This is a genomic window from Microbacterium lacus (assembly GCF_039531105.1).
Classification (GTDB): Bacteria; Actinomycetota; Actinomycetes; order Actinomycetales; family Microbacteriaceae; genus Microbacterium; species Microbacterium lacus.
Window position 1 is genome coordinate 2,980,273 of record NZ_BAAAPK010000001.1, and the last position, 23,723, is coordinate 3,003,995.

The following is a 23,723-nucleotide window of genomic DNA, read 5'->3' on the forward strand; positions in this document are numbered from 1 at the left end:
GGCTCCGGACGCCGTGGTGGTCCGCGGCCGAACGCGGGGGCACACCCCGGACCGCCCCGCCGACCCTAGGCTGGAGCGGTGACCGACCCGCGCCTCCCGCCCGCACCGCGGCTTCGGGTGGTGACCCGGGAGATCGACCCGCTCGAGGACGTGCTCTCCTACACCTCCCCCTCGCACCCGACCTACTGGAACCGTCGCGGCGACGTCATGGCCGCACTCGGCGAGACGACGAGCTTCATCGGCGCGGGTGGCCCCGCCGAGGCCGGCTTCGCGGACTGGTGGCGTGCTGTCGCGGCGGATGCCGAAATCGATGACCCGATCGGGCTCCCCGGCACCGGACTCATCGCCTTCGGCTCGTTCGCCTTCGATCCGCAGTCCTCGGCCCGCAGCATCCTGAGCGTGCCGTGGCTCGTGGTGGGTCGCCGCGGCGGGCGGTCCTGGGTGACCCGCATCACGCACGTCGGCGACGACCTCAGCGACATCTCCCCCGCGCGCACCGAGTACGGTCCACACTGGTCGGCGACGCTCGGCCCCGGCGCGCTCGACCCGAGCGGATACCAGGATGCCGTCCGCGGCGGCCTCGCCGCGATCGCGTCCGGCGAAGTCAGCAAGGTCGTCCTCGCCCGCGACCTCGCAGGGTCGCTCCCGGCGGGGTCCGACCTGCGGCGTCTGGCGCGCGCGCTGGCCACCGGGTATCCCGACTGCTGGACGTTCGCGGTCGACGGACTCATCGGCGCGAGCCCTGAGACGCTCGTCACGGTCTCGGGGGGAACAGTGACCGCGCGCGTCCTGGCCGGAACGACCGCCCGGGGCGCGGATGCGGATGCCGACACCGAGGCCTCGCTCGCTCTCGCCACGAGCGCGAAGGACCAGGACGAACACCTGTACGCCGTGCAGAGCGTGCTTTCGGCGCTGCGTCCGCACACGAGCGCGCTCGCGGCGAGCGAGCAGCCGTTCCTCCTCAAGCTTCCGAACGTGTTCCACCTCGCCACCGACGTGGAAGGCGACCTGAGCGGAGGCGCGTCAGCCCTGGATCTCGTGGCGGCACTGCACCCGACGGCCGCGGTCGCGGGCACGCCGACGGATTCCGCCATCGCGGTGATCCGCCGGCTCGAGCCGTTCGACCGGGGTCGTTATGCCGGCCCGGTGGGGTGGGTCGGCGCGAACGGCGACGGCGAGTGGGCGATCGCCCTGCGCTGCGCGCAGTTCGACCTCGAGGGGTCGTCGGGCGACGGCATCCCACTGCGCGCCCACGCCGGCGCCGGCATCGTCGCCGGGAGCGACCCCGAGGCCGAGATGCTCGAGACCCGCGTGAAGTTCCGCCCGATCGTGGACGCCCTCGCATGAGCGGAGCCGTGCCGTCCCTGCCGACCCGCGGTGATGCGGTGCTCGCGAACCTGCGCTTGATCGACGGCATCACGCCCGACGAGCAGGAGGGCCTCGCGATCGTGGTCCGCGACGGCCGCATCGCCGAGATCGTGCCGCAGGCGGACGCCGGTCCCGACGCGACCGACCTCGGCGGCGCGTACGTCATGCCGGGTCTGATCAACATGCACACGCACTTCTCGCTCTCGCTTCCCGGGCCGGGCGGCGACGCGGTCAGCGCGCTGGAGCCGCACGAGCTCGCCCTTCACATGGCCGACGGCGCTCGCCGGACTCTGCTGTCGGGTGTGACCACCGTGCGGTGCGTGGCCGAGAAGGGCGGAGCGGACTTCGCGCTCCGCCGTGCGATCGAGGCGGGACATGTGCCGGGGCCGCGGATCTTCACCGCCGGCCGGGCGCTCTGCTGCACGGGCGGGCACGGCCACGACGCCGACGACACCGTGGAGTGCGACGGCGCGGACGCGTTCGCGCGCGGCGTGCGCAGTCAGGTCAAAGCCGGCGCCGACCTCATCAAGCTCATGATCTCGGGCGGCATCGCCGGCGAGCACGAGCAGATCACCACTCCCCAGCTCACACGGGACGAGATGGCCGCGGCGATCTCCACCGCACACGCGTGGGGACGCAAGGTCACCGCGCACGCCGGTCCCGCCGCGATCATCGCGGAGGCGATCGAGCTGGGCCTGGACTGCGTCGAGCACGGCTACGAGCTGACGCCCGAGGTCGCGGCGGTGATGGCCGCGCGCGGTGTGGCCCTCGTTCCGACGCTCGTCGTGACGCGCGCGGGCGCGTTCTTCGACGACCTCGGCGTGCCGCCGTGGATGCAGGAGCGCTCGCTCGGCGCGGGACCTCGTCACCTCGCGTCCTACCGGTACGCACTCGAGGCCGGCGTCGACGTCCTGCTCGGCAGCGACATGCCGCCGTTCTGGGATTTCGAGGGCACGAGCGCCGTGGTGCGCGAACTCGAGCACATGCAGGCCGGCGGGCTGGCGGCATCCGGCGTCGTGCACGCGGCCACCGCCGCGCCTGCCCGATGGCTCGACGCGGACGACCGGGTCGGCGTCCTCGCCCCGGGCCGCTTCGCCGACCTGATCGCGATGCCCGCCGATCCCTCCGCCGACATCGCGGCGCTGCGCGGGATCGACCTCGTGATGAAGGGTGGGGTCGTCGTCCGCGACGACGCCGGCCGGACAGGGGCACGGAGATGACCGACGACCGGACCGAGCTGTACGACCTGAGCGTGATCGTCGAGCGCATCGAGGGGCGTTCGGTGTGCGGCATGAAGGTCGGCGACCACATCGACCTCGTCGAGAGCAGCCGCCTGTGTCTTCCGGACGGCGGGCACTTCTGCCTGTACGCGCTGCAGGCCGTCCTCCCCCTTCTTCCCGCGAAGCAGCGGAAGCTGCCCCCGGGCGACTGGCTCGAGCGCGACGACCTGGTCGCCTGCCCCGATCCAGAAGAGCGTCTGATCATGCGGATTGTGCGGACCGGCATCCGCTCGATCGCCACGGACGACCTCACGTGAGCCGCGTCGAGGTCTCGCTCGGCCTGCAGACCGACAAGGTGCCCGGCTCGTACGCGCAGCTCGCCCGGCTCGCCGAGGACGTCGGCTTCGACGGCGTGAGCGTGTTCTCCGACCTGCTCTACCAGCCGCCGATCGGGGCGCTCCTGGAGATGGCGAGGGCGACCTCGCGGGTGCGGCTGGGGTGCGCGTGCTGGAACCCGTACACGCTGCATCCGTACGAGATCGCGGGTCAGTTCGCCGCGGTGGATGCCGCGTCCGCCGGCCGCGCCTACCTCGGACTCGCGCGGGGGTCGTGGCTGTCGTCGATCGGGTTGGACGATCCGAAGCCGATCGCGCACCTGCGCGACGCGGTCGGCGTGATCCAGGCGCTGCTCTCGGGCGAGGGCGCGGGGTACGAGGGCGAGGTGTTCCGCGTCGAGCAGGGTGTGCGGCTGCGGTACCCGGTGGCGCGGTCGCGCGCGCCGATCCTGATCGGATCGTGGGGCCCGCTCGGCATGTCCCTCGCCGGCGAGGTCGCCGACGAGATCAAGATCGGCGGCAGCGCGAACCCGGCCATGGTCGCGGTCGTGCGCTCGCGGCTGGCACGCGGCCTGGCGCGCGCCGGCCGGCGGTCGGATGCCGTCGGCGTCGTGCTCGGCGCGGTGACCGTCGTCGATCGCGACGGGGATGCCGCGCGAGCGCTCGCCCGGCGCGAAGTGGCGATGTACCTGGATGTGATCGCCGCGCTCGATCCGACCGTGGAACTGCCCGAGGATCTGCTGCCGGCGATCCGCGCCCGACTCGCCGACGGCGATGACGCGGGAGCGGGCCGATTGATCCCGCGGGACGTGCTCGACCTGTTCTGCTTCGCGGGCACTCCGGCCGACATCGCCGCGCAGTGCCGGCTGCTGATCGATGCCGGCGTCGACCGCATCGAGTTCGGCACGCCGCACGGCGCGGACTCCGCCGAGGGCATCGCGCTGCTCGGCCGCGAGGTGCTCCCGCAGTTGCGCGACTGAGCTCAGGCGAGCAGTCGCGCCCGCAGCGGCTCGAGGCCCATGGGTCCGAGGGCAAGAGCCGCGCGGTGGAACTCGCGCAGGTCGAACGCATCGCCGTCCACCGCCGCGCGTGCGGCGCGGGCCTCGTTCCACAGCCGCGCGCCGACCTTGAACGCGAGCGCCTGGCCGGGCCAGCCGAGATAGCGGTCGACCTCGAAGCCCGCGAGGTGGGGCTCCACAAGAGCGAGATCGACCAGCATCCGCTGTGCCAACTCGGGCGTCCACGCGGCGTCGGGAACGAGCGTGTTCGGCGGGACCGGCAAGTCGGTGTGCAGGCCGATGTCGGCGACGATCCGCACCGAGCGCCAGATCTGTCCGAGCAGCAGCCCGAGACGCTCGGCCGGGTCGCGGATGAGCCCGAGCTCGTCGGAGAGCTGCTCGGCGTAGTGCGCCCACCCCTCCGCATAGCCGTGGATGTGGCACAAGTGTCGTTGCCAGGGGTGCAGGTCCGGATCGGACGCGGTCACGACGAACTGCAGGTGATGGCCCGGCAGCCCCTCGTGGTGGACGCTCGTCACCTCCTGCCACGTCGCCGCGACCGGCACACCGCTCGGGATCGTCCACACGATCCGGCTCGGCGCCGAGCCGTCGGGCGGTGCGGGCGTGTAGTACACGACGCCGCTCGAGGCCTCTGCCACCACGCACTCGACATGACGGATGCCGGACGGCAGGTCGAACGCGCCGGCGAGGGCGTCGGTCGTCTCGGTCACGCGCTGCTCCAGCCAGTCCCGGATCACCGCCACGCCGTCCAACCGATACCGGGGATCTTCATCGAGCTGCGCGGCGACGCTGCGCACCGGGTCGTCACCCGTGCCGCCCAGATCGCGGGCGAGCGCGCGGGCTTCGGCGACCAGGCGCTCGAGCTCGCGCCAGCCGTACGCGTACGTGTCGGCGACGTCGATGCGGGCGCCGAGCATCGCGGCGGCGAGATCGGCGTAGACCTGCGCGCCCACGCCGTCTGTCGTCGGGGCGGCTGGCCGCAGCTCGCCGCGAAGCACGTCGACGAGATCGGCGAGCGCGCCGTTCGCCCGGTCGGCGGAGGCACGGACGCGCGCGCGGATGTCGGAGTCCACGCCCTCGGCGATCGGGACCGAGCCGAACCAGTCGGCCTCGATCCACAGGTCGATCTGCTCGGCGAGCGTGTCGAGCTGCCGCACCGGTGCGACGCCGGTCCCCGTGAAGCGGGTGGCGTGGTCGCGCGCCCAGCGCAACGCCGCGATGTACTGCGCGACCCCGTCCGGCACGGCCTCCAGACGCTGCACGAGGCTCTCGCCGGCGGCATCCGGCGTCACCGTCAGCCCCTCGACGGCGTAGCGGATCAGGTGCACGGGGGTCGCGAGCCCGGCGACGAGGCGGGGGGTGAATCCGGTGTCGAAGAGGAGACGCTCGCGCTCGAGCCGCTCGGTGAGCGCCGCGCGCAGAGTCTGGTCGCCGGCATCGGTCGGCAGCGCCGCGAGTTCGCCGAGGACCTCGCCCTGCAGGGCGTACTTTCGCTGCAGCCAGTCCGGCCCGATGTCGGGGAGGGGCCGCGGATTCGGGAGGCCCGCCGCCTGCGCGGCGTCGGGTTCGTGCGTCGCGAGCTCCGCGACGTAGCGGTCGGCGATCTCACGGACGGCGTCGGTGCGGTGGCTCACCGACCCACCATAGGCACGACTGCAGAACTCCACGGAATCGCGTGAGGAATCGAGGTGTGCGCGGTTCCCGACGCCTCCGGGGTGGCCGATCCGTGGAGTTCTGCAGACCCGCGCGCGCTCAGGTCGCCGCGAGCCGCGCCTTCTCGGCCGCGATGTCGAACGTCGCGACGGGCCACTGTGGGTCGATGCCGCGCAGAGCGCCCAGCAGGAGGTGCTGCACCGCGAGACGCGCGTACCACTTGCGGTTCGCCGGCACGACGAACCACGGCGCGTGCGCGGTCGAGGTCCGCTCGAACACGGTCTGATACGCATCCATGTAGTGCGGCCACCGTGCGCGCTCGTCGACGTCGCCCGGATTGTATTTCCAGTGCTTGTCGGGGCGGTCCAGCCGCTCCATGAGCCGCTCGCCCTGCTCCTCGTACGAGATGTGCAGCATGACCTTGATGATCCGGGTCCCGCCGTCGGCGAGACGCTTCTCGAAGTCGTTGATCGCGCCGTAGCGCCGCTCGATCTCCTCGGGCGCGGCGAGGGCGCGCACCTTCCCGATCAACACGTCCTCGTAGTGCGACCGGTCGAAGACGCCGATGAAGCCCGGCTGCGGGACCCGCTTCTCGATGCGCCACAGGAAATCGTGGGCGAGCTCTTCGGCGGTCGGCTTCTTGAACGCGGTCAGCAGCACGCCCTGCGGGTCCACCGAGCCGACGACGTGCCGAATGATCCCGCCCTTCCCCGCGGAGTCCATCGCCTGCAGCACGAGCAGCACCGAGGCGTCGGAGACCTCGCTGCGGCTCTGGGCATACAGCCGCTCCTGCAGTTCGTCGAGGTCGCCCGCGCCCGCGGCGAGATCCTGCGCCGCGGCATCCTTGTCGTCTGCGTAGCCCGGCGTGGAGTCGGGGTCGACGCCGGACAGGACGAATCCCTCGCGCACGCGCAGCAGATCGGCGACCTCGCCGGTCCAGTTCTTCTCGCTGTTCTGGGTCATGAAGCCCATCATGCCGAAAGCGAGGTTCAGCGCGGCAGGGGGACCTCGATGATCTGCCGCCCGCCGACGGGCGCCGTCAGCACCTGATCCAGTGCGGCACGGGTCGTCACGCGGGTGTACTCCCATCCGTACGCCAGAGCGAGCTGCTCCAGCCGCGCGGTGTGCGGTGTGTACAGCACGCGATCCATCGCCTCATCCGACGCGACATCGCGCACCTCGAGCGAGTCGAAGATCGTGCCGCCGCCGTCGTTGCCGACGATCACCTGGAGCCGCGGGTCGGCCTCGGTCGGCGGCAGCAGCAGCGCGCCGACGTCGTGCAGGAGCGCGAGGTCTCCGAGCAGCACGCGCGTCACGCCCGGTCCGTCCTGGGACGCCAGCGCGATGCCGGTCGCGGTCGCGATCGTGCCGTCGATCCCCGCGAGCCCCCGATTGCTGTGAACCGGAACCTTCTTGCCGCCGAGCACAGTGTCGGCGACGCGCACGAGACGCGACGATCCGAAGAACAGCCGGTCGTGAGGCCACGTCGCCCGCCACACGGCATCCACGAGGGTCTGCCGGTCCAAGGGCGCGCGGATCGCCGCCATCTCGGCCTGGATCGCACCGAGCCGTTCGGCCGGGACGCCGGAGGCCAGGCCGTCGGCATCGGGCGCCGCCGGACTCAGATCGACGGATGCCGCGCGCGACGCCTGCACCCACGCACCGAGCCATTCCCGGTCCGCCTCCCCCACCTGCACCGCGATCGCATCGAGTGCCGTCGTCGAGCCGTTGAGGTTCAGCGGCTCGCCGGGTCCGCGCATCGCGAAGACCTCGATCTCGGGATCGGAGAGGAGCGCGGTCACCTCGCGGCTGAGCGTGGGGTGCCCGAGTACGACGGCGCGCTCGATGCGCCCGCCGAGCTGCGGATCCGCCAGCAGCCGCCGGTATCCGTGAACGAGGTTCCGCCCGAATCGCGAACCGCTCACGATCTCGGCGATCAGGGGCCAGCCGCCGGCGTGGGCGAGGGTCTCGGCATCCGGTCCCGCGTCGGCGCCGGCGACGACGACCGTGCGCGGTCCGCGCGGCAGCACGAAGGGCAGCTCGTCGGGCTCGGCGGGCAGGTCGGCCTCGCCGATGCCGCCGCCGCCCTGATACAGGGCACCGGAGGCCTCCTCGTCCGCCGGTTCGTCCACCGGTGCGGCGTCGGGGTCGACGGTCACGGCGGCGTCCAGCTCGGCGACGGGTGTCACGAGCCACCCCGGGATCACTCCCCCGAGCGGCTCGCGGAACGGCAGATTCAGGTGCACCGGGCCGGCCGCGCGCGTCCCCTCGCCGAGGGCCGCGGTGACGGCATCTGCGGCGACCTGGCGCAGCATGAGGCTCTGCTCGCCGTCGCCGTCCGGATCCACCGCCTCCGGAACGGGCAGGTCCGCTTCAAGCCGCGTACTGGGCGTGAACATCCCGAGCTGGCGCGTGGTCTGGTTCGCGCCGACGCCGCGCAGCTCGGGCGGGCGGTCCGCGGTCAGCAGCAGCAGCGGGACGCCGGAGTGGTGCGCCTCGAGCGCGGCGGGCAGCAGATTCGCCGCCGCCGTCCCCGACGTGCAGATCACCGCCGCCGGCATCCCCGTCTCGCGGCCGATGCCGAGCGCGGTGAACCCCGCGACCCGCTCGTCGATGCGGACGTGCAGACGCACGGCGCCGAGCCTCTCGAGCTCGGCCGCGACGAGCGCGAGCGCCTGCGACCGCGAGCCGGGGCTCACCACGATGTGGCGGATACCGAGCTCGACGAACGCACCCACCAGAGCGGCCGCAGCGTCGGTCGCCGGCGCGGAGCGGTCGTGCACGATCAGCCGACGGCGCCGCGCTGGCCGCGGGTGTCGTCGTCGCCGTCCGTCGGGCGCTCGGCGGACTTCGGCGGAGTCTCGGCTGTCGCCGGCGGAGTCTCGGGCGTGGCGGTCGACGCGCCGGGGCTGTTCCAGCGCGGATCGTCGTCCTCGGCATCCAGCATCGCCAGCTCTTCCTCCAGGCGGCGGATGCGCTCGTCCTGGTCGCTCAGCGTGCCGATCTTCTCGAGGAACTCCGGATCGTCGTCGGGCGCGCGGCGCGCGGCGATCGTGGAGTTGCGGACGCGGCCCACGGCGAACCAGAGCAACCCGCCGAGGACGGGGACGAGGACCACGATGAGGATCCAGATCGGCTTGCTCACGCCGCGGTGCCGGTTCGCGGGCTGCACACTGCAGTCGACGATGGTGTAGACCCAGAAAGCGGTCAGGACCAGCGCCAGAATGAGCAGCACCCGAGTCACATCTCCCATCCTAGGCGCGCTATGCCGACGCGGCCCCGTCCGGGCAGAAGGCTGTGACCGGACCGAGATGCGTTCGGCGTGAGTCTGCGCCGACCTACGATGGAACGGTGAAAGCCCGCTCCGCTCTCGTCTACACGGTGTTGAGGCTCCTGGCCTTCCTGGTGCCGTTCGGCATCCTGATGCTTTTCCCGGTGTTCCAGAGCCTGTACTGGCTCGCTGCGATCTTCGCGGCGCTGATCGGGTTGAGCCTTTCGCTGCTGTTCTTGCGCCGACCCTTGACGGAGGTCACGACGAGCCTCGCCGAACGGCGCGCGAAAGACACGTCGGCATCGACCGACGAAGAGGACGAGGATGCCGCCGCGGACGCGGTCATCGACCCGGCTCCGCCGACCGACTCAGCCGACGAACGCCCAGAGCAGGAACGCACCGTACGCGAGTGACGTGAGCGAGGTCACGCTCAGGGCCACGACGAGCTCGCGCGGCAGCCGGTAGGTCCAGACGATCAGGATCGCCGGAAGCGCTCCGAGCAGACCGAGCAATGCGAGCCACGCGATCGGGTAGAAGAGCCCGAGATACCCGGCGATCACGAACGGCACGAGTACGAAGACCGTGAACAGCACACGCGTGCCGCGGCGGCCGATCAGCACCGTGAGCGTGCGCTTGCCTGCCGCGCGATCCTGGTCGATGTCGCGCAGGTTGTTGGCCAGCAGTACCGCGCACGCGAGGAGCCCCGCGCCGACGCCGCCGAACCACGCCTCCTGCGGGACGGACAGCACCTGCACGAACGTCGTCCCGACCGTGGCGACGAGCCCGAAGAAGACGAACACGAACAGTTCACCGAGGCCGTAGTAGCCGTAGGGGCGCTTGCCGCCGGTGTAGAACCATGCCGCCGCGATGCAGACCGCGCCGACGAGCAGCAGCCACCACTGGGCGCTGTGGATCACGAGCGCGAGGCCCGCCGCGGCGGCGATCGCGAAGAAGATCCCGGCCGCGGCGAGCACCGCGCGGGGAGACGCCTTCTTCGACGCCGTCAGGCGTGCGGGACCCACCCGATGGTCGTCCGTGCCGCGGATGCCGTCGCTGTAGTCGTTCGCGTAGTTCACCGCGATCTGCAGGCTCACCGAGACCACGAGGCACAGCAGCGCGAGCACCCAGTGGAACAGCCCGTCCACCAGGATCGCCGCGCCCGTGCCGATCAGAACCGGCGTGACCGCGAGCGGCAGCGTGCGCAGCCGGGCCGCGCCGATCCAGTCACCGACGGTCGCCTTCTCGACGTGCCGTGGATCGCGGGACACGTGGGCCTTCTGCGGATTACCGCGGGGCGTGTTCTTGCGGGGAGCCGGACGCTTGCGCTTCTTGCTGGGGGTGCCTGCCACGAGCAGTCATCCTATGGCCTCGGTACCGGCGCGACCTGCGCTCAGTGGAACGCGGCGACCGCGGCCCTGACCGCCTCCCGGTCGGGCTTCCCGCTCGGGAGCGCGGGCACCTCGTCCACCAGAACGAGACGGGCCGGCCGCGCGTGCGCGCCGATCTCGGCGGCGACAGCGTTGCGGGCGGCCTCCAGCTGCGTGGACTCGCTGCGCCGGAGCGCCTCGCCGCGCGCCACGACGACCACGGACGCCTCGCCCCACTTCGGATCAGGCACCCCGACCACCACGGCGGACTGCAGACCCGGGATGCCGCGCACCACGTTCTCGACGCGGTCCAGCGACACGTTGATGCCGCCGGAGACGATCACGTTGTCGATGCGCCCACGCACGCGCAGCACGTCGTGCTCGATCACTCCGACGTCGCCGGTGCGGTACCACCGGGTGCCGTCGCCGTCGCGGACGAAGGCATCGGCCGTCCGCTCGGGAGCGCCGAGATACCCGTCCGCGAGCGTGGGCCCCGCGATCCGGACCTCGCCGTCCTCGATGCGCACGTTCACGCCGCGCAGCGGCACGCCGTCGTATACGCACCCGCCGCTGGTCTCCGTGGACCCGTACGTGCGGACCACCCGGGCTCCGGCATCCGTCGCCCGCTCGAGCATCGCCGCGGGGATCGCCTGCCCGCCCACGAGGATCGCCTCGAACGAGCGCAGTGCGGAGAGCACGGCGGAGTCGTCGGCGGCGGCATCCAGCAGCTTCGACAGCTGCGCGGGCACGAGCGACGTGAAGGCGGGCACGCGCTCACCCCGCACCGTCGAGACCATGGTCGCCGCGACCGCGGCGAAACCCTGCGCGGTGAAGGCTCCGGTGAGCCAGGCGGGTTCGCGGTCGGCGACGACCGAGCGGACGAGCACCTGAAGGCCCGCGACGTACGTCGCCGGCAGCGCGAGCAGCCAGGTCCCGTCGCCGATGCGGTCGACGGTGGCCAACGCGCTCGCCGTGAGCGCGTCGCGACTGAGCACCACGCTCTTCGGGACGCCGGTCGAGCCGGAGGTGGTGAGCACGACCGCCGTGCCGGCCGGCACTTCGGCGGGCGCGTCGCCGATGAGCCCGAGGCCGAGGGCGGGACCGGCGCCGTGCAGAGCGCCGCGCACGGCGCGCAGGATCTCGCGCGGGTTCTCTCCCGTGACCGGTTCGAGCCTCATGGGCGTGCAGAACTCCTCAGATCCATGCGGCGAGGCCGCCCTGCAGGCACGAATCGCGGCGCCGCTCCGCGAATCCGAGGAGTTGTGCACACGGCGCCGCGCATCAGTAGTGCCAGGGGTACGGCGACCAGTCCGGATCGCGCTTTTCGAGGAACGAATCCCGGCCCTCGACTGCCTCGTCGGTGCCGTACGCCAGCCGCGTGGCCTCGCCGGCGAAGACCTGCTGCCCGACCATCCCGTCGTCCACGGCGTTGAAGGCGAACTTGAGCATGCGAATCGCGGTCGGCGACTTGGTCAGGATCGTCCGGGCCATCGCGATCGCCTCACGCTCGAGCTCGGCGTGCGGCACGACCCGGTTCACGGCACCCATCTCGTACGCGCGCTGGGCGGAGTACTCCTCGGCCAGGAAGAACACCTCCCGCGCGAACTTCTGCCCGATCTGCCGGGCGAAGTACGCCGAGCCGTATCCGGCGTCGAACGAGCCGACATCCGCATCGGTCTGCTTGAAGCGGCCGTGTTCGGCGGACGCGATCGACAGGTCGCACACGACGTGCAGTGAGTGCCCTCCCCCCGCCGCCCACCCCGGGATCACCGCGATCACGACCTTCGGCATGAAGCGGATGAGCCGCTGCACCTCGAGGATGTGCAGGCGTCCGAGCGCGGACTGCGACGGGTCGCGATCGTCGCCCGTGTACTGATAGCCCGAACGCCCGCGGATGCGCTGGTCGCCGCCGGAGCAGAACGCCCAGCCCCCGTCCTTCGGACTCGGGCCGTTGCCGGTGAGCAGGACGACCCCGATCCGGGCGTCCTGGCGCGCGATGTCGAGCGCCCGGAAGAGCTCGTCGACGGTGTGCGGACGGAAGGCGTTGCGCACTTCGGGACGGTCGAAGGCGATTCTCGCGATCCGGCCGTCGCGCGAGACGTGCGCGGTGATGTCGGTGTACGCCTCGGACCCGGGGGCCGGCATCCATTCGTTCTCGTCGAACAGCTCGGAAACACTCACGCGCCCAGCCTACGCGCGGGGGTTACGTCATCCGGCGGCGGCTCGGGGCGCGCTCGCCTACGCTGATCCGGTGACTTCCGTGCCTCGTCTGCTGTCCGTGACCGCCGCCGCGCTGCTGGTCGCGGCCCTCGCCGGATGCGCCGACGGAGGGACAGCAGCGCCGACCGCTTCCGCCGACATCGTGATCCCGGCGTTCGCGGGAACGTGCGAAGACTCCGAAGGCGTCACGGTGATCGTCGACGCTGCTGCGCTCGGCGACGCGGACGAGGCGTCGGCGACCTGGTGCGTGCCGACCGAGGAGACGATCGTCGGCTCCGATGCGCTCGACCTCGCTCGCATCCCGGTCGAGGGGACCGATGAGTACGGTGATCAGGTCGTCTGCCGCGTGGACGGCGTCCCTGCCGCCGATCTCGTGCTGACCGCGGAAGACGGGTCGGACTATCGCGAGGAATGCGCGTCGATGCCGGCCGCGTTCGCCTATTGGGCGCTGTGGGTCAAGCCCGCCGGCGGCGAGTGGGACTACGCGCAGGAGGGCCTGTCGACCCTTGCGCTCGAGCCCGGCGACACGCTCGAGCTCCTGTTCACCCTGAACGGCGAGCCCGCCTCCCCCTGAGCATGACCTTCCGCCCCGCACCGCTGAAAGCGGCGGCCGTCCTCGCCGCCGGGTTCGTCGTGGTGCGGGTCGTGTACCGCGTGCTGTTCCACGGGGCGGACGGGGCGGGACAGGTCGTGCTTCCGCTCCCCGAACTGCGTCTGCCTCCGCCGTTCGGGCATGTGGTGATGTTCGGGCCCGCCACGACGCAGGGCTTGGGGGATGCCGCTGCGAGCGCGATCCCGATCGCGCTCGTGATCCTCGTCTTCGGCCTGCTGAACGCGATCGTGGACATCTCGCGCCTGTTCGGGCGGGGTGCACGCGGCGGCCCCCTCCGCGGCATCGCCCGGACGCTCGCGGTGGCATGGGCGACGCTTCCCGCTCTGGTCGACGGGGTGCGCGCGGTGCGCTCCGCCCAGCGGCTGCGCGGCGAGCGGGCCGGGGTGCGCATGCTCGCGCCGCTGCTGCAGCGCACGCTCGAACGCGCGACCGCGGTCGCCGCGGCGCTCGAGCTGCGGGGGCTGGCGGGCGTACCGCGTGAGGGCGATTGCGCGCGTCCCGTCGTGGTGCGGGATGCCGAGATCGGGCACCGCGGGCGCACGATCGTCCGTGCGTCGGACCTCCGGCTCGCGCCGGGGACGCTGACCGTGCTCACGGGACAGACGGGATCAGGGAAGACGACCCTTCTCCGCGCGCTCAGCGGAGTGCACCAGCACCTGGACGGCGGAACCGCGGCCGGGCTCGTCACCGTCGCCGGACATGACCGCTCGAACGTGCCGCCGCGCGACATGGCGCGACTCGTCGGCGTCGTGCTGCAGCATCCGCGTGAGGCGTTCACGACCGAAGGGGTCTGCGATGAGATCGGTCTCTCGCTGAGCCTGCGCGGCGTCGCGCCGGAGATCATCCGCGCGCGGGTGGCGGAGGTCGCCGATCGCGTGGGGATCACCGCGCTGCTGGATCGGCGGCTGTCCGGGCTGTCGGCCGGCGAGGCGACGCTCGTCGCGGTCGCGGCCGCGATCGTCGAGCAGCCCGTCCTACTGCTCGTGGACGAGCCGCTCGCCGACCTCGACGTCGCCTCCCGGGCGCGGATCGTGGGTCTCCTCGCCGACCTTGCGCACCGGGCGGGCATGTGCGTCATGGTGGCGGAGCACCGCGGAGCAGAACTGGGTGGCGTGGCCGATCGATGGCTCACGATCACGGACGAAGGACTCGTGATCGACGGCGCACCTGTCGCTGCAGTGACCGACCCGGTGCGAACGCCCTCCCCGCCACTCGGAGACGTCGCCCTCCGGGCGGCGGAGCTGACCGTGCGGCACGGGGATCGGGTGGCGGTGCAGGGCGCCGCGATCGACGTCGCAGCCGGCGAGATCGTTGCGGTGGTCGGGCCGAACGGAGCGGGGAAGTCGAGCCTCCTGACCGCGCTCGCCCTGCCGGGGCGCGCTGAGGTCCACGCCAAGGGCGTCGTCGCGCTCGTGCCGGACGCCTCGGATGACCTTTTCCTCTGCGACACCGTCCGCGACGAATGCCGGCGCGCGGACCGGCGGGCGCACCTGCCGGTCGGGACGACCCTGGGCCGGTTCGCGCGGTTCCTCGACGCAGATGCCGGCAGCCGACCGCGGGCGGAGCGGCATCCGCGCGATCTCTCCGCCGGCGAGCGCCGCGTGCTCGCCGTCGCTCTGCAGCTCGCCCGCGCTCCCCGGGTGCTCATGGTGGACGAGCCGACCCGCGGACTGGATGCGCGTGCCCGCGATCTTCTCGCCCGCACCCTCGCCGACCTCGCCGAGGGCGGCACCGCGGTCGTGATCGCCACGCACGACCGCGCCTTCGCCGACGCGATCGCGCACCGGCTCCTCCCGATCGCCGGCGGGCGGCTCGGCGACCCGATACACCCCACCCCTCGATGCGGGATCCATGCTGAGGGCATTCCGGTCGGTGGGCCCCTGGGTTCCGCGAGCGATGACAGCCCGGTGCGGAACCGGCCTGAATTCGGCATCGGGGGGACGCCGGTCGACCGGTCGCGGCTGCCGGTGATCGGCCTGCTCGCGATGAACCTGGTCGCCCTGGCCGCGTTCGCATGGCCCCTCCTGGCTGCCGCGCTTCCCGCGCAGGCGCAGGCGGCTGCGCCGGTCATCGCGGTCGCGTTGGTTCCGGTCGCGGCGCTGCTGGTGCTCGCGCTGCTGGACGGCACGGTGCGCTCCGCGCACAGCCTCGCGCTGCTGGGCACCCTGGCCGCGATCGGTGCCGCGATCCGGATCGCCGGCACGGGCGTCGGCGGCGTCGAGGCGGTGTTCATCCTGCTGATCCTCGCCGGGCGGGCCTTCGGGCCGCGCTTCGGACTGCTCCTCGGCATCCTCACGATCGGCCTGTCCTCCCTCATGTGGGGCGGGATCGGACCCTGGACGCCGTTCCAGATGTTCGCGTGCGCCTGGGTCGGCGCGGGCGCCGGACTCCTCCCACGGCTGCGCGGCAGGGCCGAGATCGGGATGCTGTGCCTCTACGGCATCGCCGCGTCGTATGCGTTCGGGCTCATCATGAACCTGTGGTTCTGGCCGTTCGCGGTCGGCGCAGGGGCAGGTATCTCGTACGAGGCCGGTGCACCGGTCGGGCAGAACCTCGCGAGCTTTCTGGTGTACACGCTCGTGACCTCGACGCTGACGTGGGACACCCTGCGCGCGCTGACGACCGTGCTCGGCATCCTGATCATCGGCCGTCCGGTGCTCACGGCTCTGCGCCGCGCGAAGCCCGTCACCGCGCCGACCGCGATCCCCGTGCCCGCGCTGCGCTGACCGCGATCTCAGACCGAGAAGTACTTCGCCTCGGGGTGGTGGAACACGAACGCGTCCGTGGACTGCTCGGGATGCAGCTGCAGCTCCTCACTGAGCTCGACCCCCATGCGCTCGGGCCGCAGCAGCTCGACGATCTTGCGCCGGTCCTCCATGTCGGGGCACGCGGGATACCCGAGCGAGAAGCGCGCACCCCGGTACTGCAGCTTGAACAGGCCCGCCGTGTCGGTCGGGTCCTCGCCCGCGAAGCCGAGCTCCGATCGGATGCGGGCATGCCAGAACTCCGCGAGGGCTTCGGTCAGCTGCATCACGAGTCCGTTCAGCTCGTAGTAGTCCCGGTAGCGGTCCGCCGCGAAGAGCCTGGCGGTCACGGTGTCGATGTGGGCACCCGCGGTCACGAGCTGCACGGGCAGAACGTCGATCTGGCCGGATCCGCGTGAGCGCACGAAATCCGACAGGCACAAGTGGCGGTCGCGGCGCTGCCGGGGGAACGTGAATCGCAGACGGTCGGCGCCGACCGCTCCGCCCGATCCGCCGTCCGGCGCGAGCAGCCCCGGCACGCCGAGCGCACCGGCGGGGTCGTCGCCGTGGTGCAGCACCACCAGATCCTCGCCCTCCGCCACGACGGGGAAGTACCCGTACGCGACCGACGCGTCCAGCATCCCCTCCGCGAGGATCCGGTCGAGCCAGTACCGCAGCCTCGGCCGACCCTCGTTCTGGACGAGCTGCTCGTACGTGAGACCGTCCTCCCCGCGACCGGGCTTGAGTCCCCACTGCCCCATGAACGTCGCCCGCTCGTCGAGGAACGCGGCGTAGTCGGCGAGCGCCACGCCGCGGACGATCCGGGTTCCCCAGAACGGCGGCGCCGGCACGGCGTTGTCGGAGGCCACGTCCGAACGACCGGGCATGGCCTCCGGCTCGGTGAGCGTGAGTCGCGCCCCGGCGGCGTGGATCCGCTTCTTGAGGGCCGGCAGGCCGACCTCCGACGGCGATGCCCCACGCGCGATCTTCACGAGCGGCTCCATGAGCGCGAGCCCCTCGAACGCGTCGCGGGCGTAGCGCACCTCTCCGTCGAACAGCGAGGCGAGATCGTCCTCGACGTAGGCCCGAGTGAGCGCCGCACCGCCCAGGATCACCGGCCACCGTTTCGCCAGGCCGCGCGACTGCAGCTCCTGCAGGTTCTCCTTCATCACGACCGTGGACTTCACGAGCAGCCCCGACATGCCGATCACGTCGGCGTCGTGCTCCTCGGCCGCGGCGATGATGTCGGCGATCGGCTGCTTGATGCCGAGGTTGATCACGTCGTAGCCGTTGTTCGTGAGGATGATGTCGACGAGGTTCTTGCCGATGTCGTGCACGTCGCCCCGCACGGTGGCGAGCACGATCGTTCCCTTTCCGGCCGCGGAGGATTTCTCCATGTGCGGCTCCAGGAGCGCGACCGCGGTCTTCATGACCTCGGCGGACTGCAGCACGAACGGCAGCTGCATCTCGCCCGATCCGAACCGCTCGCCGACGACCTTCATGCCCTCCAGGAGGTGGTCGTTGATGATCTGCAGCGCGCTGAGCCCGCCCTCGCGCGCGAGGTCGAGATCCTCCTCGAGACCCTTGGCCTCGCCGTCGATGATGCGCCGCTCGAGCCGCTCGTTCACCGGGAGCGCCGCGAGTTCGGCGGCACGCTGGTCCTTGAGCGCGGCGCTGTCGACGCCGTCGAACAGGTCGAGCATCGCCGCGAGCGGGTCATAGGTGAGGGTCCCGTCCGCGTCGTACTCCCGGCGGTCCCAGACGAGATCGAGCGCGACCCTGCGCCGGTCGTCCGGGACCGAGGCGAGCGGCACGATCTTGGCGGCGTCGATGATGCCCGAGGTCAGCCCCGCCTCGGCGGCCTCGTGCAGGAACACCGAGTTCAGCACGCTCCGCGCGGCGGGGTTGAGCCCGAACGAGACGTTCGAGACACCGAGCGTCGTCTGGATCCCGGGGTACTTCGCCGAGATCTGCCGGATCGCTTCGATCGTCTCGATCGCGTCGCGCCGCGTCTCCTCCTGCCCGGTCGCGATCGGGAAGGTCAGGCAGTCCACGATGATGTCCTCGACCCGCATCCCCCACTCGCCGACGAGCGCGTCGACCAGGCGCGAGGCGATCCGCACCTTGTCGGCCGCGGTGCGCGCCTGGCCCTGTTCGTCGATCGTGAGCGCGATGACCGCGGTGCCGTGCTCTTTCACGAGCGGCATGATGCGTCCGAAGCGCGACGAGGGCCCGTCTCCGTCCTCGTAGTTCACCGAGTTCACCACCGGCCTGCCGCCGATCAGCTCGAGGCCCGCGCGGATCACGGCGGGCTCGGTCGAGTCGATCACGAGCGGAAGAGTGGATGCCGAGGCGAAGCGCGAGACGACCTCGCGGATGTCGGCCACGCCGTCGCGGCCGACGTAGTCCACGCAGACGTCCAGCAGGTGCGCGCCGACGCGGATCTGCCCGCGCGCGATCTCGACGCAGTCGTCCCACCGCCCCTCGAGCATGGCCTCGCGGAACGCCTTGGATCCGTTCGCGTTCGTCCGCTCGCCGATCGCGAGGTACGCGGCATCCTGCGCGAACGGCACGTGCTGATACAGCGACGCGACGCCCGGCTCGGCCGCGGGCGTGCGCGGAGACGGCGCACCGACCGGTCGCAGCCGATCGACCACGGCCTTCAGGTGCGCCGGGGTCGTGCCGCAGCATCCGCCGATCAGACCCAGCCCGAACTCCCGCACGAACTGCTCGTGCGCCGTCGCGAGCTCGTCGGGCGAAAGCGGGTAGTGCGCGCCGTCTGCGGTGAGCACGGGCAGCCCGGCGTTGGGCATGCACGCGACGGGCACGCTCGAGTGCTTCGACAGGTGCCGGAGGTGCTCGCTCATCTCGGCGGGTCCGGTCGCGCAGTTCAGGCCGATCGCGTCGACCCCGAGCGGCTCGAGGGCGGTCAGCGCCGCACCGATCTCGCTGCCCATGAGCATCGTGCCGGTGGTCTCGACGGTCACCTCGACGAAGATCGGCAGGCGGATGCCGCGCTCGACGATCGCCTGCTTGCAGCCGTTGACCGCGGCTTTGGTCTGCAGCAGATCCTGCGAGGTCTCCACGAGGAACGCATCCGCCCCGCCGTCGATGAGCCCGACCGCCTGCTCGGTGAAAGTGCGCTTCAGGTGGTCGTACGTCGTGTGCCCGAGGCTCGGCAGCTTGGTCCCCGGCCCCATCGACCCGAGCACCCACCGGACGCGTCCATCACGGCCCTCGGCCGCCTCGACCCGCTCGCGGGCGATGCGGGCGCCGGCTTCGGCGAGCTCGGTGATGCGGTCCTCGATGCCGTAGTCGCCGAGGTTCGACCAGTTCGCCCCGAACGTGTTCGTCTCGACCGCATCCACACCGACCGCGAGGTAGGCGTCGTGGATCGCCCCGATCATGTCGGGGCGGCTCACGTTCAGGATCTCGTTGCAGCCCTCGAGCTGCTGGTAGTCCTCCAGCGTCGGGTCGTGCTCCTGCAGCTGCGTGCCCATCGCGCCGTCGGCGATCACGACGCGCTCGCGGAGGGTCTGCAGCAGCAGTTCGGCGCGCTCCGTCCGCGGAATCCCGTCGATGTCGAGATCGAAGCGGGGCGCAGCGGATCGGGCGGTCACCCGCGCGATTCTATCGGCGCCGATGACGCCGTCTCGGGGCCGGCGTCACACGGCGACCGCGTCTCAGCCGTTCTTCGCGTCCCGCCATGCGAGCCAGCGACGGATCGCGTCGTAGTCGAAGTCCGGCCCGGGGAAGCCGACCGTGAACAGGCGCACGCCACCGTCGAACAGTCGGTCGGCGAAAGCCTGGTCGCGGTCCTTCAGCTCGTTCGAGAGCACGAGGTCGGACGTGTCGCGGCCCTCCTGGTCGGCCCACTTCTGGATGACCGAGAGCTTGTGCGGGAGCTCTTCGGGAGTGACGAAGCTGTGCCAGTAGTCCGCGTAGCGGGCGACGAGCCGCAGGGTCTTCTGCTCCCCCTTGCCGCCGATCAGCACCGGGATCTTGCGGGTCGGCGCGGGGTTCAGCACGTCCCAGCGGGCGTGCACGCGCTCGAGTCCTTCGGCGAGGTCGTTCAGGCGCGAGCCCGCGGTTCCGAACTCGTAGCCGTATTCCGCGTAGTCCTTCTCGAACCATCCGGACCCGGTCCCGAAGATGAACCGGCCTTCACCGCCGTCCTTCGCGCTGATGTGGTCGATCGTGCGGGCCATGTCGGCCTGCAGGTCGGGGTTGCGGTAGCTGTTGCAGTTGACCAGCGCACCGAACTCGACGCGCTCGGTCTGCTCCGCCCACGCGGCGAGCATCGTCCACGACTCGAAGTGCAGGCCGTCGGGGTCGCCGTACAGCGGGTAGAAGTGGTCCCAGTTGAAGAGGATGTCCACCCCCATCTCCTCCAGACGCAGAACCGCGTCGCGGATCTGCGGATAGGTGACGTGCTGTGGCTGGATCTGGACGCCGAGGCGCACCGGAGTGTCGAGAAGGGGCATTGCTCCAGCCTAGGAGCCGGCGCGGCGGCCTCGGCGCCCGGACGGCGAATCGGATGCCGTGATCCGGCGCGACCGCCAGGCCTTGAAGCCACCGTCGACGATGTCCCACCCGGCGATGCCGATGATCGCGCAGCCCGTGACGACCGCGGTCACCCGGAACACTTCAGCCGACGAATCCGCCGGGATGACCTCGTCGAAGAACGCCGGGTTGAGCAGTTCGCCCTGCAGGAGCAGCAGCAGCGCGGGAGCCGCGAAGGCCAGCGCGAGCACGGCGTTCGTGACCGCGAGGGCGAAGGTCCAGCGCCGCGCACGGTGCAGAACGACCGCGAAGATCGCCTCGGCCGCGATCAGCACCAACAGGAACGCGATGCCCCACGGCCAGAGGTCGGGGTTGAGAACGGGCAGCGGCGCGCTGTCCGTGCGGACGAAGCCCACCAGCTGGTCCCAGACCGCCGCGATCGCGGCGATCCCGAGGAAGACCAGCGAGGCCACGAGGTCACCGACGCCGAGGCCCGCCGGACGGGGGTCGGGCAGCTGCTCGAGCGTCCACTGCGGCCACGGCGTGCCACGTACGCCACGGTCTGCCCGTGCGGCGGCATCCGGGCTGCGCTCGAGGATCGCGAAGACGAGGGTCGTCCAGAAGCAGACGTGCAGCGCCACCGCGAGCGCGCCGACAGTCGCGCCGGCGAAGATGTCGCCCACGCCGGCGCCACTCAGCACCTGCCCGAGCGCGATACCGAGGGCGGCGATCGGCACGACGACCCAGAGCAGGAGCTTGAGCAGTCGCCACCATTCGAAGTAGTACCGCGGTCCGATCAGGTACGCGGGACGGTCGCTGAACCCGGCCGCCAGCTTGTCGGGGTCGCCGAGTTCGAGGAGGACGGCGCGCTCGGCCGTGCGCAGATCCTCGCCGGAGGCGGCACGATCGTCGATCTGGTCGTGGATCGAGGCGCGCAGCTCGTCGGCGACGTCGCGGCGCTGACGCTCGGGCACGCTCCGGGTTGCGGCGTAGACGTAGCGGTCGATCAGGTCGGTGTCGTTCATGTCAGTCCTCCGGAAGGTCATCGATCGCCGCGGCGATCGCGTGGAAGTCGGTGGCGAGGGCTGCGGCAAGGCGCGCTCCCGCCTCACTCGTGCGGTAGAACTTGCGCGGTCGCGCGTCCTCGGTGTTCCACTCGCTGGTGAGATGCCCCTGCTTCTCGAGGCGACGCAACAGGGGGTAGAGCGTGTTGGCGTCCGTCTCGAAGCCACGGGTGCTCAGCTCCTCGAGGAGCCCGTACCCGTATCCGGGCACGTGCAGCAGCCGCAGGCAGGCCAGCACGACGGTCCCCCGCCGCAGCTCCTGCAGATGCGTTTCGAGTGCCTCGGTTTCGCTCATGCCCCACACGGTACTGTGCGTCACACACTATCGTCAACCACACACTTCACCCGGCAGCCGTGAGACGCCATCTGCACGTCAAGACCGTGGGGTTCACCCACCCTCTCGACGTGCAGTTGTCGTCTCACGGTCAAAGGGACCGGCGCAGGGCATGATGGTCGGGTGAGCACCGACGCCGCCCTCCCTCCGCTTTCGGACCTGCTCCAGACGGCGCGAGTGGTGTCCCTCCCGCTCGTCACCCGATTCCGCGGCATCCTCGAGCGCGAGGCCGTGCTGATCGAGGGACCCGAGGGGTGGACGGAGTTCTCGCCGTTCGTCGAGTACGACGACGCCGAGGCCGCGACCTGGCTCGCCGGCGCGATCGATTACGGGTGGATGCCGACCCCCACCGCGCGGCGGACGTCCATCGCGGTGAACGCCACGGTGCCGGCGGTCGACGCGGCCGCGGTGGCCGAGATCCTCGGCCGCTTCGACGGCTGCCGGACCGCGAAGATCAAGGTCGCCGAGCCCGGCCAGCGCCTGTCCGACGACGTCGCCCGCGTGCGCGAGGTCCGCACCCTCATGGGCCCCGAGTGCCGCATCCGCATCGATGCGAACGGCGCGTGGAACCTCGACGAGGCCGAGCACGCGATCCACGCGCTCACCGAGTTCGATCTGGAGTACGTCGAGCAGCCGTGCGGCACGATCGACGAGCTCGCCGAACTGCGCCGCCGCGTGAAGTACCTCGGCATCCCGATCGCGGCGGACGAGAGCATCCGCAAGGCGAGTGACCCGCTGGCGGTGGCCCGCGCCGGCGCCGCGGACATCGTGATCATCAAGGCCCAGCCCTTGGGCGGCATCCGGCGCGCCCTGCGGATCGTGGCGGAGGCGGGCCTGCCGGCCGTCGTCTCCAGCGCGCTGGACACCTCGATCGGCCTGGCGATGGGCGCGACGCTCGCCGCCGCCCTCCCCGATCTCGACTACGACTGCGGGCTCGGCACGGCGGCGCTCCTGGCTGCGGACGTCACCGACCCCGCACTCCTGCCGCGGAACGGCGCCCTGCCGGTCGGGCGGGTGACACCCGACCTCGCCCTCCTCGAGCGCCACGCGGCCCCGGACGAGCGGCGCGAGTGGTGGCACGCGCGAATCGCGCGCTGTCATTCCGAGCTCGCGCGCGCCGCAGACGATGCCGTGCAGTGACCACCCTTCCTGCGTCTGATTCGCCGATGCCGACGTGCCGAGATACTGCAGTAAGTGACCGGTGAGCACTCCGCGGCACGCGGCGCCCGCCACCCGTCGCACCCAGCAGTATCCGGGACCGGTGGAACTCGGTGAAGCCGAAGGTCGGGGGCGGGCGGGCAGGCCTTGGCTGCGTGGGCCGCTCGCGCGGCGCTGAGCGTCAGACCTCGATGACGAGCGGGGCGACGCGGGCGAGCTCTTCGCCCGTGCGCCGGCAGACCGCGGCATAGTCGAGCCCGGCCATCGTCGCACGCACCGATTCGCTCTCCCAGACGGTCAGCATCAGGCGGGCGACCTCGTCCGCGGGGAGCCGGAACCGAATGAGCTTCGCTTCGGCGATGTCGGTGATGATCTGCGCGACGCTCTCCCGCATCTCCGCGTCCTGCGCGAGATAGGCCGCCCCCAGGCGCGGGTCGCGCAGAGCGTGGATGCGGATCTCGCTCATCAGCAGGATCGCGAGCCGGTCATCGCCCGAGACATCCAGCACCTGCTGCACGACCGCGAGCGCATCGGTCGCCACATCCGTGAGACGCCCGTCACGTTCGAGCATCGCGACCCGCTCGCGGACGGACTGCACGCGCGCCCGGGCGACGCGCCCGGCGAGTTCGAGGAACAGCTCGTCCTTGGTCTCGAAGTTCGAGTAGAACGCACCGCGCGTGAAGCCGGCGCGCTCGCAGATCGCCTCGACGGATGCCGCATCCAGGCCCTCCTCGGCGAAGACCTGGGCGGCGGCATCCAGAAGCTTCTGCCTCGTCGCCTCGCGGCGGCGCGACGTCGCCGGGGCGGTGCCGGCGGGGTCCATGTCGACGGTGTCGGTCATGCGTCTCCTCGCC

20 protein-coding genes are annotated in these 23,723 nt (G+C 71.6%); 8 read left to right on the plus strand and 12 right to left on the minus strand.

Translation table 11 applies throughout. The features are described 5' to 3' along the window. The first annotated feature begins 78 nt into the window (after window positions 1–78). The 4 genes from ABD197_RS14140 to ABD197_RS14155 are packed head-to-tail and all read left to right on the plus strand — an operon-like array spanning window position 79 to window position 3,903. Complete coding sequence (locus tag ABD197_RS14140) at window positions 79–1,347, plus strand: isochorismate synthase (protein WP_344055494.1); 1,269 nt, start codon at window positions 79–81, stop codon at window positions 1,345–1,347. Further along, a complete protein-coding gene (locus ABD197_RS14145; protein ID WP_344055495.1) occupies window positions 1,344–2,588 on the plus strand; it encodes a metal-dependent hydrolase family protein in 1,245 nt (414 codons plus the stop codon). Before ABD197_RS14140 ends, ABD197_RS14145 begins: the two co-directional genes overlap by 4 nt. Beyond that, a complete protein-coding gene (locus tag ABD197_RS14150) occupies window positions 2,585–2,905 on the plus strand; it encodes a TIGR04076 family protein (RefSeq protein ID WP_344055496.1) in 321 nt (106 codons plus the stop codon). The genes ABD197_RS14145 and ABD197_RS14150 overlap by 4 nt, the downstream gene beginning before the upstream one ends. Then, the gene (locus tag ABD197_RS14155; protein WP_344055497.1) at window positions 2,902–3,903 is read left to right on the plus strand and encodes an LLM class flavin-dependent oxidoreductase; all 1,002 of its coding nucleotides are present in this window, start codon (window positions 2,902–2,904) and stop codon (window positions 3,901–3,903) included. Before ABD197_RS14150 ends, ABD197_RS14155 begins: the two co-directional genes overlap by 4 nt. A 2-nt stretch (window positions 3,904–3,905) precedes the next feature. Here the strand turns inward: ABD197_RS14155 and ABD197_RS14160 are convergent, their stop codons facing one another. From ABD197_RS14160 to ABD197_RS14175, 4 genes are all read right to left on the minus strand, one after another. Next, window positions 3,906–5,576, minus strand: a complete 1,671-nt coding sequence (locus ABD197_RS14160; protein WP_344055498.1) for a DUF885 domain-containing protein — start codon at window positions 5,574–5,576, stop codon at window positions 3,906–3,908. A 118-nt stretch (window positions 5,577–5,694) separates the two neighbouring features. Then, window positions 5,695–6,558 (minus strand): PPK2 family polyphosphate kinase, encoded by an 864-nt coding sequence (locus tag ABD197_RS14165; RefSeq protein WP_344055499.1) that lies wholly within the window; start codon window positions 6,556–6,558, stop codon window positions 5,695–5,697. Window positions 6,559–6,584: 26 nt separating this feature from the next. After that, window positions 6,585–8,378 (minus strand): 2-succinyl-5-enolpyruvyl-6-hydroxy-3-cyclohexene-1-carboxylic-acid synthase, encoded by a 1,794-nt coding sequence (gene menD, locus ABD197_RS14170; RefSeq protein WP_344055500.1) that lies wholly within the window; start codon window positions 8,376–8,378, stop codon window positions 6,585–6,587. A 2-nt stretch (window positions 8,379–8,380) separates the two neighbouring features. After that, on the minus strand, window positions 8,381–8,839 hold the full coding sequence (locus ABD197_RS14175; RefSeq protein ID WP_344055501.1) for a PLDc N-terminal domain-containing protein: 459 nt from the start codon (window positions 8,837–8,839) through the stop codon (window positions 8,381–8,383). A 107-nt stretch (window positions 8,840–8,946) separates the two neighbouring features. Between ABD197_RS14175 and ABD197_RS14180 the strand changes: the two genes are divergently transcribed. Beyond that, window positions 8,947–9,279, plus strand: coding sequence for a DUF4229 domain-containing protein (locus ABD197_RS14180; protein ID WP_344055502.1), 333 nt, complete (start codon window positions 8,947–8,949; stop codon window positions 9,277–9,279). On the opposite strand, the gene ABD197_RS14185 is transcribed toward ABD197_RS14180, so the two are convergent. The 3 genes from ABD197_RS14185 to ABD197_RS14195 form a co-directional block, all read right to left on the minus strand. After that, on the minus strand, window positions 9,235–10,215 hold the full coding sequence (locus ABD197_RS14185; RefSeq protein ID WP_344055503.1) for a 1,4-dihydroxy-2-naphthoate polyprenyltransferase: 981 nt from the start codon (window positions 10,213–10,215) through the stop codon (window positions 9,235–9,237). The genes ABD197_RS14180 and ABD197_RS14185 overlap by 45 nt on opposite strands. 41 nt (window positions 10,216–10,256) lie before the next feature. Then, window positions 10,257–11,411: an AMP-binding protein gene (locus ABD197_RS14190; RefSeq protein WP_344055504.1), complete on the minus strand. Its 1,155-nt coding sequence runs from the start codon at window positions 11,409–11,411 to the stop codon at window positions 10,257–10,259. A 103-nt stretch (window positions 11,412–11,514) separates the two neighbouring features. Then, window positions 11,515–12,414, minus strand: a complete 900-nt coding sequence (locus ABD197_RS14195; protein WP_344055505.1) for a 1,4-dihydroxy-2-naphthoyl-CoA synthase — start codon at window positions 12,412–12,414, stop codon at window positions 11,515–11,517. A 70-nt stretch (window positions 12,415–12,484) separates the two neighbouring features. Between ABD197_RS14195 and ABD197_RS14200 the strand changes: the two genes are divergently transcribed. Both ABD197_RS14200 and ABD197_RS14205 read left to right on the plus strand, forming a co-directional pair. Then, window positions 12,485–13,027 carry a hypothetical protein gene (locus tag ABD197_RS14200; protein WP_344055506.1) on the plus strand — a complete coding sequence of 181 codons (543 nt, stop codon included), beginning with the start codon at window positions 12,485–12,487 and terminating at the stop codon, window positions 13,025–13,027. 2 nt (window positions 13,028–13,029) lie between these two features. Continuing rightward, window positions 13,030–15,792 carry an ATP-binding cassette domain-containing protein gene (locus ABD197_RS14205; protein WP_344055507.1) on the plus strand — a complete coding sequence of 921 codons (2,763 nt, stop codon included), beginning with the start codon at window positions 13,030–13,032 and terminating at the stop codon, window positions 15,790–15,792. 8 nt (window positions 15,793–15,800) lie between these two features. Here the strand turns inward: ABD197_RS14205 and metH are convergent, their stop codons facing one another. From metH to ABD197_RS14225, 4 genes are all read right to left on the minus strand, one after another. Then, window positions 15,801–19,430, minus strand: coding sequence for a methionine synthase (metH, locus tag ABD197_RS14210; protein ID WP_344055508.1), 3,630 nt, complete (start codon window positions 19,428–19,430; stop codon window positions 15,801–15,803). Window positions 19,431–19,493: 63 nt separating this feature from the next. Next, window positions 19,494–20,294: an LLM class F420-dependent oxidoreductase gene (locus ABD197_RS14215; RefSeq protein ID WP_344055509.1), complete on the minus strand. Its 801-nt coding sequence runs from the start codon at window positions 20,292–20,294 to the stop codon at window positions 19,494–19,496. Between the two features lie 9 nt (window positions 20,295–20,303). Then, the gene (locus tag ABD197_RS14220) at window positions 20,304–21,338 is read right to left on the minus strand and encodes a permease prefix domain 1-containing protein (RefSeq protein ID WP_344055510.1); all 1,035 of its coding nucleotides are present in this window, start codon (window positions 21,336–21,338) and stop codon (window positions 20,304–20,306) included. A gap of 1 nt (window position 21,339) precedes the next feature. Further along, the gene (locus ABD197_RS14225; protein WP_344055511.1) at window positions 21,340–21,672 is read right to left on the minus strand and encodes a PadR family transcriptional regulator; all 333 of its coding nucleotides are present in this window, start codon (window positions 21,670–21,672) and stop codon (window positions 21,340–21,342) included. 162 nt (window positions 21,673–21,834) lie between these two features. On the opposite strand from ABD197_RS14225, the gene ABD197_RS14230 reads away from it, so the two are divergent. After that, window positions 21,835–22,851 (plus strand): o-succinylbenzoate synthase, encoded by a 1,017-nt coding sequence (locus tag ABD197_RS14230; protein WP_344055512.1) that lies wholly within the window; start codon window positions 21,835–21,837, stop codon window positions 22,849–22,851. 199 nt (window positions 22,852–23,050) lie between these two features. Here the strand turns inward: ABD197_RS14230 and ABD197_RS14235 are convergent, their stop codons facing one another. Then, window positions 23,051–23,710: a TetR/AcrR family transcriptional regulator gene (locus ABD197_RS14235; RefSeq protein WP_344055513.1), complete on the minus strand. Its 660-nt coding sequence runs from the start codon at window positions 23,708–23,710 to the stop codon at window positions 23,051–23,053. Window positions 23,711–23,723 lie beyond the last annotated feature (13 nt).

What these genes read in the sequence shown, in the direction of transcription:
- ABD197_RS14145 (WP_344055495.1), top strand. Translation starts at nt 1,344, where the DNA reads ATGAGCGGAGCCGTGCCGTCCCTGCCGACCCGCGGTGATGCGGTGCTC.
- ABD197_RS14150 (WP_344055496.1), top strand. Translation starts at nt 2,585, where the DNA reads ATGACCGACGACCGGACCGAGCTGTACGACCTGAGCGTGATCGTCGAG.
- ABD197_RS14165 (WP_344055499.1), bottom strand. Translation starts at nt 6,558, where the DNA reads ATGACCCAGAACAGCGAGAAGAACTGGACCGGCGAGGTCGCCGATCTG.
- ABD197_RS14190 (WP_344055504.1), bottom strand. Translation starts at nt 11,411, where the DNA reads ATGAGGCTCGAACCGGTCACGGGAGAGAACCCGCGCGAGATCCTGCGC.
- ABD197_RS14205 (WP_344055507.1), top strand. Translation starts at nt 13,030, where the DNA reads ATGACCTTCCGCCCCGCACCGCTGAAAGCGGCGGCCGTCCTCGCCGCC.
- ABD197_RS14215 (WP_344055509.1), bottom strand. Translation starts at nt 20,294, where the DNA reads ATGCCCCTTCTCGACACTCCGGTGCGCCTCGGCGTCCAGATCCAGCCA.
- ABD197_RS14220 (WP_344055510.1), bottom strand. Translation starts at nt 21,338, where the DNA reads ATGAACGACACCGACCTGATCGACCGCTACGTCTACGCCGCAACCCGG.
- ABD197_RS14225 (WP_344055511.1), bottom strand. Translation starts at nt 21,672, where the DNA reads ATGAGCGAAACCGAGGCACTCGAAACGCATCTGCAGGAGCTGCGGCGG.
- ABD197_RS14235 (WP_344055513.1), bottom strand. Translation starts at nt 23,710, where the DNA reads ATGACCGACACCGTCGACATGGACCCCGCCGGCACCGCCCCGGCGACG.